The organism is Paradesertivirga mongoliensis (assembly GCF_024436395.1).
GTDB lineage: Bacteria > Bacteroidota > Bacteroidia > Sphingobacteriales > Sphingobacteriaceae > Paradesertivirga > Paradesertivirga mongoliensis.
Window position 1 is genome coordinate 736,079 of sequence record NZ_JAFMZO010000002.1, and the last position, 14,236, is coordinate 750,314.

Consider the following 14,236-nt stretch of genomic DNA (forward strand, 5'->3'; position numbering starts at 1 on the left):
AATGTTCAAACAGACCTGATCATTGGCAGTCATTGGTCTGCACGGGACTAAGGCTGGCACTTCTCACTCAATGAGATAAACAGAATATCGGGTTTAACTTAACCTGCACAGGCGGTGTCGCCCGCCCGTTTGATAATCCAAATCAGGCCTTTGCTTCTCTTGCACGGCTTTCAGCTATTTTTCTTTTCTGGGCAATATATTCCGAAGGCTGCATATTGAACTTCGCCTTGAATGATTTAGCAAAATAGTTCGGCGTTGCAAATCCAACCATGTAAGCTATTTGAGCGACGTTATAATCACTCTTTTCAAGCAAAACAGCCGCCTTATCAAGCTTAACAGCGCGTATATATTCCACCGGAGAAAGGCCGGTCAATTCCAATATTTTATGATATAGAGAACCCCGGCTCATTCCAACATGACGGCTAAGGTCTTCTACCGAAAGTTTTGGATTGTTAATATTCTCTTCAATATATAATACAACCTTATTCAACAGCTTGTCGCCATGCGATTCGATAACCACCTCGGGCGAATGTACTTTAATCTGTTTGGTATAGGTATTCTTTAAAGTTGAATTCAGGACAAGCAGATTTTTGATCTTTGCGTTCAAAATCTCAAAGTTAAACGGCTTGGTCATGTAGTCGTTCGCTCCAGTTTCCAGTCCTTTTATCTGCTCCCCTTCTCCGGTTAAAGCTGTTAACAGGATGATGGGAATATGGCTTGTACGCTTGTCTGATTTTACCTTCCGGCAGAACTCAATACCATCCATCAAAGGCATATTAATATCGCTTACAATTATTTGGGGGTGATTGGACAGTGCCTTTTGCCAGCCTTCCTTCCCATTAGAAGCCTCATAAACCCGATAAAAGTTTTTTAAGTTATCTTTCAGATAAAACCTAAAATCGTCGTTATCCTCTACCAGCAAAATGGAAGGAACTTCTCCCGCGCCTAGTTCGCGTTGCCCCTCTGTATTTAAAATGACTTCTTCTGTATCTTCATCAATATCCAGGCTCTGTTCTGCCGCAGAAACCGAGGTAGTTTCGATCCCGGCATCGTCATTAAACTCGAGAGGCGTCAGAGGAAGATCAATGATGAAAGCGCTACCTGCTCCTGGTTCACTTTCTACCCTGATTGTTCCGCCATGCATTTTCACAAACTCACGGGTAATAGACAATCCTATGCCGCTACCCTGGTTCAGGACAGATGTGACAGAGTCGTTCTGGAAAAAGCGTTCAAAAATCTTCTCTTGTTTATCAGCAGGGATTCCAATACCAGAATCTGTTACTTTGATAATTACCGAAGAGTCGCCTTCAAGTCGTTCTTCAGAAGACTTTTCGAGCTCCACTTTGATAGTGCCACCGCCGGGAGTGAATTTAAACGCATTCGACAAAACATTGAACAAGATGCGTTCAACTTTATCGTGATCGAAGGTTGTGAAAAACTTCTCTATTGAACTTTCAAACAACAAGCTGATATGTTTACGCTCACTCAGATCTTTAAATGAGTCTGAAATCTCACTTACAAAGGATACGAATTCGCCCTGCGACAGGTTCAGGCGTAATTCATGTTCCTCCATTTTCCTGAAATCGAGCAATTGGTTTACAAGATTGAGGAGCCGTCTTGCATTTCTTTTGATCATATACAACTGGCTCTTGCCTGCTTCTATCTTTTTCTCTGATAAAAGAGTATCAACCGGCCCCATGATCAATGAGATTGGAGTGCGAAACTCATGGCTCAAGTTAGTTAAGAACTTAATTTTCAGCATATCGAGTTCATGAACCCGCTCAGCCTCTTTGCGTTCCTGTTCAATCAGCTGCCTGGCCTCGGCTTTTTCCTGCTCGGTTTTAAATTCGCGTCTGAGCTTTTGGATACCGCGATATCGCACATAAAACAATAAACCTGCAATAGCCAGACCATAAAAAATGTATGCATATATAGTAAGCCAGAAAGGGGGTTTTACATGTATTTTTATGGTAGTAATCTTTCCGTAAGCAGTTCCATCGGCATTACTTACTCTTACTTTGAAAACATATTCTCCTGGATCAATATTAGTGTATGAAGCTGTTTTTGAATGCCCTACTTCATTCCATGATTTGTCAAAACCCTCGAGTTTGTATGAGTATTTGTACTGCTGTGGGATGGTAAAACTTAAGGCGACGAAGCTGAGGGTGAAATTCTGCTTGTAATCAAGATCAATTTCTTTCGCCATTGAAATATGCTCCTGCAACGGTGAGTCTTCTGCGGGAATAACCGTAGCATTATCAACCTTTAGATCGGTAATTAAAACCTTCGGAATGTCGGTATTGATCCGGATGTCGCGAGGGTAGAAAAAGTTAAAGCCATCCAATCCTCCAAAGAACATCTCGCCACTGGATAATCTTAATCCCGAACCCTGATTAAAATTACTGTTCTGAACGCCGTTATACTTGTTGTAGTTTCTAAACTTCCTGGTTTTAGGGTCAAAACTGCTGATTCCGGAATTTGTGCTTAACCACAACAGTCCGTTTTGATCCTGCAGAATTTTATACACCACCCCGTTGGCCAGGCCTTCCCGTTCAGAAAAAGAAATGAACTCCTGTTTTTTCTTATCCAAAAGGCTTAAACCTCCGCCAAGTGTTCCCACCCATATATTCTGGCGGCTATCGGCGAATATCGACAAGACAACATTGCCCGGCAACTTACTGGTATTCTGATCATAAAGCTTTACCGACTTGGTAGCAGGGTTAAAAACCGCCATTCCCGAGCCGTGTGTACCTATCCAGATGTTACCAGCTTTATCCTCTTCAATTGTTCGGATGTAGGCGTTTACCGGCAGCAAAACCGGCTCTGCTAGCGGTGATCCCCTGTGATAATTACTAAAAGTTTTCGAGGCCGGATGGTAAACGTTAACTCCGCCTCCATTCGTCCCGATCCATATATTCCCTTTAGAATCTTCCTTCAGACAAAACACATTACTATTGGTGATGGAAGTACGGGTATTTCCCTGAGAAAACTGACGGTATCCTCCTGTACGGGGATCAAACTCGAAAAGTCCGTCCGAATAGGTTCCAATCCACAAGCGATTATTTCGGGCCATTTGGAGGGTCAGGATACTTAAATCCGCTGAAGACGCGCCAGCGCGTTTCGGCTTGAGGCTATAGTGCGTAAAAAGCTGCGACTTCCGGTGAAAGAAATTTAAACCTCCACCGTCTGTCCCTACGAAAACATCGCCGCTGCCGGCTTCGGCAAAGGCTGTAACGTTCGAACCATTTAGCCCCCGGGCATCAAATGGATTGCTTTGGATGAGGTTAAAAAGGCTTAGATTTTTATCGTATTTGTTAATCCCCCCTTTGAAGGTACCTGCCCAATAAATTCCCTGTTTATCGATATAGACACAACGAACAGATTTTGCTGTCAGGCTATGAAGATCACGGCTGTCGGGTTTATAGGTATCGATCCTGAACGATTTGATGTCAAGAATGCTTAGGCCCTCTTCAGTACCTAGCCATAGCTTGCCCCCAGTATCTGCAGCAATTGAATAAACGTCGTTGCTTGCCAGAGTTGTATTATCGCCTGACCGGTGGCGGAAATTTTTGAAATTCCTGCCATCTGGCAGCAGCATGCTCAAACCCTGTTCGGTACCGATCCAAATGGTACCTGCAGCATCTTCTGCAATGCATCTTATCGAGTTGCCCACTAAACTTGAAGTTGATGCGGGAACGTGCTGGAAATGGGAAAAAGAGTTTTTTGCTCTATTGTATAAAAAGACGCCCTTATCTGTCCCCACCCACATCCGTCGTCTGCTATCCTCAAAAATGGCAACAACGTTGGAAGTCGACAATCTGTCGCTACGTGAGGGATCAACGCTAAAGTTGGATACCTTTTTTGTTTTGGGATCCATTATAGTCAGCCCCGAAAAACTTGACACCCAAACCCGGCCAAGGTAATCGCTGCAGATTGCACGGATAACATTGCTTTGCGTATTAAAACCGGCGAACGAGGTTAGCCGGTCAAAAGAATCTTTTTTTCTGTTATAAATAACCAGCGACCCCCCGTTTGTGCCTATCCAAAGGTTGCCCGAGCGATCTTCGTGAAGCGACACAACATAATTTGTGGGCAAGCTGTTAGAATCCAGGTCGCTATGACGGTAAACAGTAAAGCTTGTGCCGTCGTATTTATTGAGCCCGTCTTCGGTGGCAAACCACATCAAACCCTGGCGGTCTTTTAAGATGGCTGTAACAGTGCTCGACGACAAGCCATCCTTAGACGTAAGAGAAGTGAAGTTTATCTTTTGCTGCCGGGCTGCGGAAAATTGCGTTGCCCCTACAAAAATCAAGCAAAAGCAGAAAAAACGATTCAATATCAAACTAACTGGCATACGGTTTAACCTGTGGCTATAACTTCTATTCGCAAGAGAACAGACTTTAAACGAAAAACTCAAATACATTGAAATCAGTATCTCAGACTATTGTACGGGACTTTCCGATAAGGTGCTCAAGATACTGATGAAATTGGTTATAAATACGAAAGTACATATAAAAATACGCTGTCCGCAGCAACAAATGTCTAATTTAATGCTACATAAGTGCAAAAAACTTCGAAACAAAATCCGGGAACCAGATATCTGTCTGGACATCAGGAACAAGGCGAACGGACAGAAGGCCTATTTGGATAGAGGTTACCACCACGATCTCTCGCGGGGGCAACCTCTATGCTTTTTCAATTAGCAACTAAGTTGGAGGAGAAGGTTAACGTCCTCACTTAACCGAGGTAAACATAACTTTGTACGTTTTCACTACACTGTTAAAGTCGCACTCAACTATCGCAGCTCCTGAAGCTGATGTCGCCTGAGTTATCTTAACTTTTACAGCAGGGTTGCTTGCCGAAGCAGATACTACAGGAATTGCAGTGGTGCCTGAAGGAATGGTATAGGTTGCTTCATAATTATTGTAACCCAGTATTCCGTTTTCATTGGTGGATCTAACCGGAGTTTTCGGCAAGTTTATTACTTTTCCATTAACTTCAATCTGTATAGTGGGCACAACCGGGCGAATGAGTTCTTTTTTCTTCGAACTGAATCCAAGGCCCATTAAGTCGAAAAGCGGAGCTGATCCTTCTCCTTCAGCCACTAAATAGATGGCGTGCTTCTTATCCAGCTTGTCCACAAATTTGGCTACGTCTACTGTGAACTTTGTCGCTTCCTGCTTTGCATTTGCCGGCACGATGATCTCGCCAATTTTTTTGCCTTTCCAGGTGGCATTGTCCCAGGGACCATCCAGCCAAACGTTCACCTTAAATGACTGCGCTGTTTTTGGAGTAAGGAAAAGATTGAATGCGGTATTATTTCTCTTTTTGGTTCCTTCGAAGGCTTTCAATCCATTTTTATCCTTTTTAAGTCCCCCGAAACCAAAGTACTTGTATCCCACAATATGTTTGTTCTTTACATTTGTTATGGGCATATGGTTGTCCCATATATCCCATGAATCCTGCTGGATACTGTTGTCGGAAAGGTAACTTGCATATCCGGCTGAATAATATTGATAAGGATCGAGTCCGTAAAAATGAAAACCTTCCGAAGTAACTTCAGCACCCTTATATTCTTTTCCCTGGCTGTCTTTGACGGTCCACATTTCATCCTTGCCATAAGGGTCATAGGCCCGGATTGAAACTGTTCCGCCCGCTGATACCGGCTTTTCATCCCATGCAATTGTAACCGGAGCTACCATCGCCTGGCGTGCGAATCCGAATCCTCTGGGCGGTCTGTGATAGAACACATACCATTGCCCGTTAATCAACTCGATACTTCCGTGGGTATTATGTCCTGCGTTAGTGGTCTGTATTGCGGTTCCGTCCTGATTTAATACCGGCGCCCGGGAATCAACCAACACACCGCCGCTTTTCCAGGGCCCTAGCGGCGAGTCGCCGATGGCGTAACGCAAAGTAGAGTTAGAGCTGCTAACCCCGTATTCCGGCCCCGAATAACCGCTGTAAATTGACACATATTTATTTCCGACCTTCCGAATAGATGAAGCCTCGAAAAAGTTAAATGTGCCCAAATCCTGATCTGGATAGATTTTGGGGAACTCTGTACCTTTGGGGTCTCTCAGAACTCCGTATCTCGAACTTGCGGGTATAAGGCGTTCGATAATCTTCGTTCCAGGCCGCAGTGAGTACATGGTATTCTGATCCAGCTCTGCAGCTGTTGATCGCTGAAATCCCCAGAAACCGTAGGCCCGAAAACCGATCTCATAATCAGGATCTTTCGGGTCGGTAATGTATTCAATATATACAGCCGGATCAAATCCGAGGATACTTCCCGGCACAGTGCGCGTTCCGTCGGCCGTAAGATTGACTGGCGTAAAAGGGCCATCCGGGCGGCTTCCTTTAGCTACCATAGCCTCTCTGTTGCGGCCTCGGCTGTGAGGATATAGATAATATTCCTTTTTACCATCTTTTCTCTTCACCTCTACAAGATCTGGTGCGTACATCACATCCCATTGGCCTTCCACCTGGTACGTAAACACGGCGCCTTCATCCCGCCAGCTCGACAGGTCCTCCACCGGTGCCGACCACATCCGTATGTCAGGACCGCAATAGCTTGTAAACCTCAAATCGTGCGACCCTATAATATAAGCGCGATATTTTCCGGGCCTGTCGGGATCTTCAAACACCCGGGGCTCGCCGTCGGGTAAATGTTCCCATAAGGGCAGGTAAGGGTTTCCAGCCGCCTTATGCACGAACCGATCTGAGGGTTTAGGAATTGAATTATTTTGAGCATTTGTCCCCGTTACTGACAATAGGAACGCAGCTACACATATTGCTATCAGGCTTTGGCTTTTCAGCCCATTATTGGATTTTTTATTAAACATTCTATCTTTCTTCCTTAAAGGTTTATTCATTATATATCGAAGCAAATGGATGCATGCCGGTGTATCATTGCTTTGCACTTTGTGGTGCACCCAGATAAGTGGGTTTCAGGCCACCAGTGTTTATCAGTATTCTTTGAAGCACAATACCCGGCTCCAGCACCCGGAAACGCAGGGTATGTTTGCCTGGCTGATCTATTGTATGTTTGGTGGAAGACCTGATGATATGTTCGGCCTGCCACCTGCCTAATTCACCGCGATAGTGCCCGTTGAAGTTAACCGTTTGAGGATTTTTCCCATCAAAAGATACTTCATAACGTAAGCCTTTATTATCATTGTAATTTAGCGTCGGTGCCAGATGAAGCTGAACATCAAAGGTTCCCGCAGATTTAAGCTCCACATCATACTCCAGGTAAACTTCTTCATTTTTCTCCGGATAGGCGTTTTGCGGAAAAGTGGTAACACCGGATTTAGTTTTTCCGAAATCGGGAATAACCTCCCAGCGTATTTTACCGGCGTTGTGTACTCTGGCAAAATTTTCAGCTTCAATAGCCACGTAGCCGTTATCTTCTATAAATACTTTTGCCGTTCCTTCCCCTTCGGTAACATAGCTCACTTTGGGCATGATATTGCGTCTGGGGTTGTTCCAGCTTGTGTAGCCAATACGCACCTGGTCCATCATGTGAGCCCATTTTCCACCGGCAATTTTATTATTATACTCGTCCTGCAGCACAGAATCAAGCTCAAAAGATTCCTTTACCTTATCGGCGAAATAGTTAGCCAACGGATCCTTTTTTTCGGCAAGTTGTTTGTTCTTCGCATGAGCGAAGTACATTTCGTATAAATTGGCGGCTGCATTAATAGGGTACAATACCAGCTGATAATAGGCATCCCGATGTTTCTGAGAAATGCGATTATTCAAACGCAGAGCATCAAGTGCTAAAGCCCTGTATTCGTTCACAACCCTCTCAAACTCGTTGTAATTTTCCAGACTGTACGTTCTGCTATCGAGCATTTCGGGAGTTACCCGGCGGTTGTATTTTGCGTAGAGGTTGATCATGCGGGCAATCTCATCTGCATGCTCATCACCGAACTGCTGCTCAGACCATTTTTGGGTGTGCTCGAACAGATTCTTTGAATTAAATTGCGCAGGATTCCATGCCATATCCAAAAAGAAGTTGATTGGATATTCCATAGGTTTCAGGTCGCCAACGTTTACCACCCACAAGCGATTTGCTCCGTGCTCATACGTAAGATTCATCTGTTCCCACACGCGTTGTATAGGGTTTATGTTTATCCATTTTGAGTTACGTGGCGCTCCTACGTAATCGAAGTGATAATACATGCCGTAGCCGCCCTTGTGACGGGGCTTAGAGGGGTCGGGAAGCTTCCGCACATTTCCCCAGTTATCATCGCAAAAAAGCAAAATAACATCATCGGGCACTCGCATTCCCTTGTCGTAATAATCCTGAACTTCCTTGTACAGAGCCCATACCTGCGGAGTTTGATTGGCTGGTTTGCCGGTTACTTTTTCAATAATACCGCGCTGGTCTTTCACTATTTTTTCGAGCAGTTCGATATTCGTTCCCTCTCCCATGGCTTCATCGCCATCGCCGCGCATTGCCAGGGTAACAACCTTTTCCCAGTTTTTGCTTCGCTCAATACCGGCTTGCCAGAACTGTTGAAGCACCGTAGCATTTTTTGAATAATCCCAGACGTTCGGCAGATTGTTCTTCTTAATATACCGGTGCCAGTCTGCTTGAGCCATTGCCATAGGCTCGTGGTGCGAGGTTCCCATTACAATACCCATCTCGTTGGCCAGTGGGCCACTTAATGGATCATCGTCGTAAAAAGCGCTTCCCCACATCGCAGGCCACATATAATTGGCTTTCAACCGCAGCAGGAGTTCAAATACCTTTTCGTAAAATTTGCTGTTAAAGCCTCCGAAAGTCTTACTTGACCAGCCGCTTAAGGCCGGAGCTTCATCGTTCAAAAAAATACCCCGATATTCAACAACCGGCTGGCCGTCTGTATACAACCCTCTGGTGAAATATAAATTCTCTTTCCGCTCTACTGGCACGTCCGCCCAGTAATACCATGGCGAAACACCTATCTGTTTCGACAACTCGTAAATACCATAGATTGTTCCGCGCTTATCGCTCCCGGCAATTACTACAGCCTCTGCTACGCCAGGGAATGGATTTTTTACAGTTTGCAGGATATAGGTCTCTCTTTTATTCTTTAATACTTTACCATCGACTTTCTTCTGCCTTATCAGATCGTCGATAATTGATTTCGTTCCTGCCGTGCCGATGATAATTAGCGGTGTACTATTGCCCTGAAATTTGCTGCTAAGTAAAGCGGCTGTACCAGTAACTTTTTGAAAATCTGATTGCAGATTTCGGATGGCGCGCATAACACCGGCATCCACTCCTTCATTGTAATACAAGGTAAGGTTCGTGCCAGGCCGCTTCAACAGTAAGGCATTGCTGCTTTGTTGTGTGGTAATAAAGGGTTGTGCGGCTACTAATGGTAATGACAGGAGACAGCACACAAGCGCTGTAAATAATCTTGAGAAAACTTTCTTATGTTGCATTTGATCAGGAGAATCGGATTAGTCCGCAGCTATGGAAAATAATATCTTAGTTAGAAACAAAAGTGGCTTTCTCGGCAGCTATTCAGGTGTATTTATGAACTGATTACTGGAACAAATGTTCAAATAACGACTTTGTGACACACTACAATTGCGTCGAAAGTGATAATTGAATTTCTTTCTTAACAAAAAAACAAATGAGGAAACTGCCAGAGGAAAGCATGACCCTCTGCGCAGTTCAGATATCTGCGTCTGCAGATAATTTTAATTAAACAGTAATGGCGCAAGTTCGCGCAGACTTCTTCGCCACGTTAAAAATTCGTGCGCCGTACCTTCCGAAACATAAGAAACCGCGTTATAGCCCGCTTCCTTCAGCGAGTTTACAGCATTCCTTACCCCCTCCGGGCGTTCTTTACTACCACAGCTAAGAAAAATTAAACGAGGTTTGGTTTTGTCTTTTAGTTCGCCGGGATTAAATGTCCCTCCGCTTAACAAAGCGTAATAACCAAAAAGATCAGGCTTATTAAGTGTGATTGTATGTGTTTCCATACCGCCCATTGAGAGGCCTGCCATGGCACGATTATTCCGGTTAGCAACGGTTTGAAAATTGGCGTCTACATAAGGGATAAGCTCCTCGGTCAGAACGGTTTGAAATCCATCGATCTTGAAATCACGCATACGTCCCCAGCGTGTTTCGTTGGTCATACCATAAGTCATCACGATAATAAAGGGCTTTATTTTATTTTCTGCGATGAGGTTGTCAATAATAAGGTTTGCCCTACCCTGGTTGCTCCATGCTGTTTCATCTTCGCCCCAGCCATGCTGCAGATACAGAACAGGGTATCGTTTTGAGCTTTTTCTGTATCCGGGAGGTGTGTAAACAAAAGCTCTTCGCGAGGTATTGGTACTTTTTGAGGGAAATAGAATCTGCTGAACATTGCCATGGGGCACTTCTTTAAGTGCGTAGAAATCCTGGTCTTTTGCAGGTATTTCAATTCCGCTTTCCCAGCGGGTTGAGCCGTAAAAATTTAAAGCTCCGGGATCATTGAATACTCCTCCATCAATAGTCAGATGATAATAGTGAAAGCCTTCGTCCATGGGCCCGGAGGTGGTACCTGTAAAGAATCCGTCGGCGCCTTTGCTCAGCCGGGTCCCTCCCTGGCCGCCAAGGCCAAGACTTACCCTGATACTGTCGGCTTGCGGCGCTTTAATCCGGAACCTGGCATATCCTTGCGAATTTACCTGCGGGTATTCCTGACCGGGTTGGTTGAGCGGCGAGGGTTTGAAGTCCTCTTTAACACCTTGTGTGTCGGATTGGCCATAAGAGAATCCGCATAATAATGCGGCTGCCAGAGCAATGGTGATAGTTTTTAAGTTCATATTATCGATTAGTTATTTATCTGTGATTTTGCAGCAAGCAGGCCTGCGACATTCAAATCAGATAAGCTAAAATAAACCAGGTGTCGGTTTTTAATTGGCTGATTTGTGCAGTATAATAGCCGGAATGTGCAGAGATGGCCCTAGTTCGTGTCAAAAAGAAAATGCCGTTTAGCAGACAGAAATCCAGGAAACATCCAGACTGTTCCTTTCACTTAATTGACAGGATAAATTACCTACCGACAACACAGGTTAAAAAAACACTACTAATCACCAACTTCCAGACCTCACATTTCTCCCTGCCTTTAATACAAATGAACCATGTTTTAACACAAAATAATACTTGTTTTGATATGTGAATTCTGATTCGAATAACGCGGTCAACTTCCCTGAACCGCCCCAAAGCATAAACACGATGCCGTGCTCATCACTATATCAATTAAACATGAAAACCAATCTTGTAACCTCATCCCTTATTATCTGCTTTGTCGGTCTGCTAATACAGTTTTCAGCCTGCAAAAAGCCAAAGAAAACGAACACTCCCTCTCCTCCGGAAGCTGAAGTGGTTATTAATACCAGTCCTTTATGGAAAGCTGACTCTCCATGCTTTCTCGACGGCCCTCCGGGTTCGTTCGACGATCTGGCCGTAAAAGACCCTACCATAGTATATTCTGGCGGCAAACATCATTTGTTTTACACTGCACGCGAAAAAGGCCCGGGCGGAACCTGGCGCATGGCCTACGCTTCGGCATCTCAAATTTCAGAGCTTGATACTGCTCCTCGTACTTTTATGACTGCACTTGTCGGCGGTTCGTATTTTTGTGCGCCTCAAGTATTTCAATTCAGCGCCAGGGGTACATGGTACCTTATTTATCAAAGCGGGCAGGGTGCTACTTTCTCAACCTCTTCGGATGTGGCGGACCCCGATTCGTGGACTCCCGGCAAGGGTATGGGATTTTCCGACGGAATAGATTTCTGGTGTCTCTCTGATGGAAACTACGTTTATTGCTTTTATTCGGCACAGGACGGAACACGCACCATAAAACGCCGAAGAACCACTATCGCAAACTTTCCCTATAACTGGGAAGCGCCAACAGTAGTAGCCACAAGTACGTTCGAGGCTCCCCATGTTTACAAAAACAAAGCCGATGGAAAATTTTACATGGTGGTGGAGGATATTGCCCGGCATCAGGAGCTTTGGGTGGCAACCACGCTTGGTGGAACATGGACAAAACTTTCCGAAAAGTGGGCCTCCATCGAAAATCTTAGTTTCCTTTCAGAGCGGTGGACCGACCAGGTCTCGCATGTTGAGCTATTAAGATCGGGGATAAACGAACGACTGGAAGTTAATGATATTAATCGCTGTGAAATGTTAATACAGGGCGTAGTAAACGGAAACTATGGCGATTATGGCAATATACCGTATGACCTGGGACTGATGAGAAACTATTAGCCGAAAATCAAGACGGTCAAATAAAGTCCGGCATAGTTGCCGTTGCTGAAGCTGTATAACAGGCACTCAACAACGGCAATCTTATTTAGAAACCGAGATTTGGTTAAGGGATGGCTTGAATCCATCCAATATTAAAAAATCCTACACGCCTAAGGACGTATATCATTCGCAGTTGTGGCATACAAACCTATCAGACTTCCGGTAAAGCCACCGGCAACATTCGTTGAAAGAATATCGCCCGAAACCGTTCCACCTAAGTTTTTGAAATTCTTGCCGTCGGAGGAATAATTAAATCTATAGTCATCACCCTTAGCTTCTATCTGAAGTTGAACAGCTTTTCGCACATCCAGCTTTTCGCTGGCCAATAATGTTGTTTTTCCGGCCTCTGTTCTCGCTAAAACCAGATAATTATCACTTCCTTTTTTTGTAATCCCAAAAACATAATTGAACCTCTCACTCTGATAATGCACCAAACCGGCTAGATCTGTTTCTGATTTCGGGACGTAGTTAATACTAACCGTAGCATCAAAAGTATTATGCTGCTGCCTGTGAAACAAGCTCGAAACGGGGGCTACGGCTTTAATATTAGTTGAAAATGGGTTAACCAACAAGCCTTTCTTTGTCTGTGTAATAAATGCCTCTCGCGGTCCACGCATCCCAATCCATTTGTAGTCCAATTTTTTTGCCAGGAAATCGTCTTTAAAAGTAAAATTTCCGTTCGGTAAGAAGCCGTTCTGGCCTGTCTGGTTTTTAACGCCTTCAGGCATCCGGATCTTTGGTTTCAACGGAACCAGGCCATTTTCAAAAACGGGGAATTCACCGCTCCAGTCTACTGGCAGCATAAAAGTCTCCCGACCTGCATTCACACGATCTTTTTCATTTGGACGAATGCCCAGAAACACTGCATAATACTGACCGCCGGGACCCTCAATCAAATCTGCATGGCCTGTCCAATCCATTTTATTAGCTCGCATCTTTGGAAAATGACGCTGAGTAAGAATAGGATTATTTTTTGCTGGTTTATAAGGGCCCATCACATTATCACTCACGAAAATCACTTCACTGTGCCAGTCGCCGGTACCGCCTTCTGCGCACATTAGGTAGTAACGATTATTTCGTTTGTAGATATGGGGACCTTCAATCCAAATCGGCTTTTGCCGGATGTCAACGCCGCCATCAACGATAATCTTATCCGTACCTGCAATCACCTTGTCGTTTTGAACATCGTATTCCCAGATTTTGATGACCCGATGTCCGTTGTATAACTCCTTCCCTTTATCAGGAGCATCATTATGAACCACATAGGCTTTTCCGTTATCATCAAAGAAAAGTGAGGGATCGATACCATCGAACTGCAACTTGACAGGATCACTCCATCCTGTCATCGGGTCTTTGGTTTTAACTACCATGTTTCCCATCCCGCCAGAAATCTGAGTGGTTATCATGTAAAACGTGTCATTATTTTTATTGTATTTAATGTCTGGAGCATAGATCCCGGCAGACACACCAGATTTCTCCACTTTAAGTTGTGAGGGTCTGTCGAGCACGTGACCAATCTGCTTCCAATTTACCAAATCTTTAGAATGGAATATAGGCACTCCAGGGAACATAGCAAACGAAGAGTTCACCAGGTAGTAGTCGTCGCCTTTGCGGGTGATGGCCGGGTCAGGATAACAACCCTGCAAGATCGGGGTATAGAATTCACCAGCCTCCAGGGGATTATCTTTGTAGATTTGATCGTCGCCGCGGTAGGTAAACTGACTAAATAACGGACTATTTTTTTTGTCTGCCGGCCCTTTCTGTGAAGATGCATCTGTGAAAAGCAGTAACGAAATTACTGAGGCGGTTACAACTTTGAATAAGGAGAGAAACTTCTGTTTGTTCATTTAAAGATCAAGCTTATTTAATTTACTTAGGGGTTAGGATTATTTATCGGTATGGGAAGAGTATCCTTCCCGTTCTCTTTCGGAG

General features: G+C 44.5%; 6 protein-coding genes. 1 reads left to right on the forward strand and 5 read right to left on the reverse strand.

What is annotated here, in order from left to right:
- Positions 1-142 precede the first annotated feature (142 nt).
- The 4 genes from J3P43_RS09385 to J3P43_RS09400 all read right to left on the reverse strand — a co-directional run bounded on the left by J3P43_RS09385 (position 143) and on the right by J3P43_RS09400 (position 10,815).
- On the reverse strand, positions 143-4,354 hold the full coding sequence (locus J3P43_RS09385) for a hybrid sensor histidine kinase/response regulator transcription factor (RefSeq protein ID WP_255901479.1): 4,212 nt from the start codon (positions 4,352-4,354) through the stop codon (positions 143-145).
- 379 nt (positions 4,355-4,733) lie between these two features.
- A complete protein-coding gene (locus tag J3P43_RS09390) occupies positions 4,734-6,875 on the reverse strand; it encodes a glycoside hydrolase family protein (RefSeq protein WP_255901481.1) in 2,142 nt (713 codons plus the stop codon).
- 34 nt (positions 6,876-6,909) lie between these two features.
- On the reverse strand, positions 6,910-9,438 hold the full coding sequence (locus J3P43_RS09395; protein ID WP_255901483.1) for a glycosyl hydrolase 115 family protein: 2,529 nt from the start codon (positions 9,436-9,438) through the stop codon (positions 6,910-6,912).
- 261 nt (positions 9,439-9,699) lie between these two features.
- Positions 9,700-10,815: an alpha/beta hydrolase-fold protein gene (locus J3P43_RS09400; protein ID WP_255901485.1), complete on the reverse strand. Its 1,116-nt coding sequence runs from the start codon at positions 10,813-10,815 to the stop codon at positions 9,700-9,702.
- Positions 10,816-11,257: 442 nt separating this feature from the next.
- On the opposite strand from J3P43_RS09400, the gene J3P43_RS09405 reads away from it, so the two are divergent.
- Positions 11,258-12,265 (forward strand): non-reducing end alpha-L-arabinofuranosidase family hydrolase, encoded by a 1,008-nt coding sequence (locus J3P43_RS09405; RefSeq protein ID WP_255901488.1) that lies wholly within the window; start codon positions 11,258-11,260, stop codon positions 12,263-12,265.
- A 149-nt stretch (positions 12,266-12,414) separates the two neighbouring features.
- On the opposite strand, the gene J3P43_RS09410 is transcribed toward J3P43_RS09405, so the two are convergent.
- Positions 12,415-14,151, reverse strand: coding sequence for a glycoside hydrolase family 43 protein (locus J3P43_RS09410; RefSeq protein WP_255901491.1), 1,737 nt, complete (start codon positions 14,149-14,151; stop codon positions 12,415-12,417).
- Positions 14,152-14,236 lie beyond the last annotated feature (85 nt).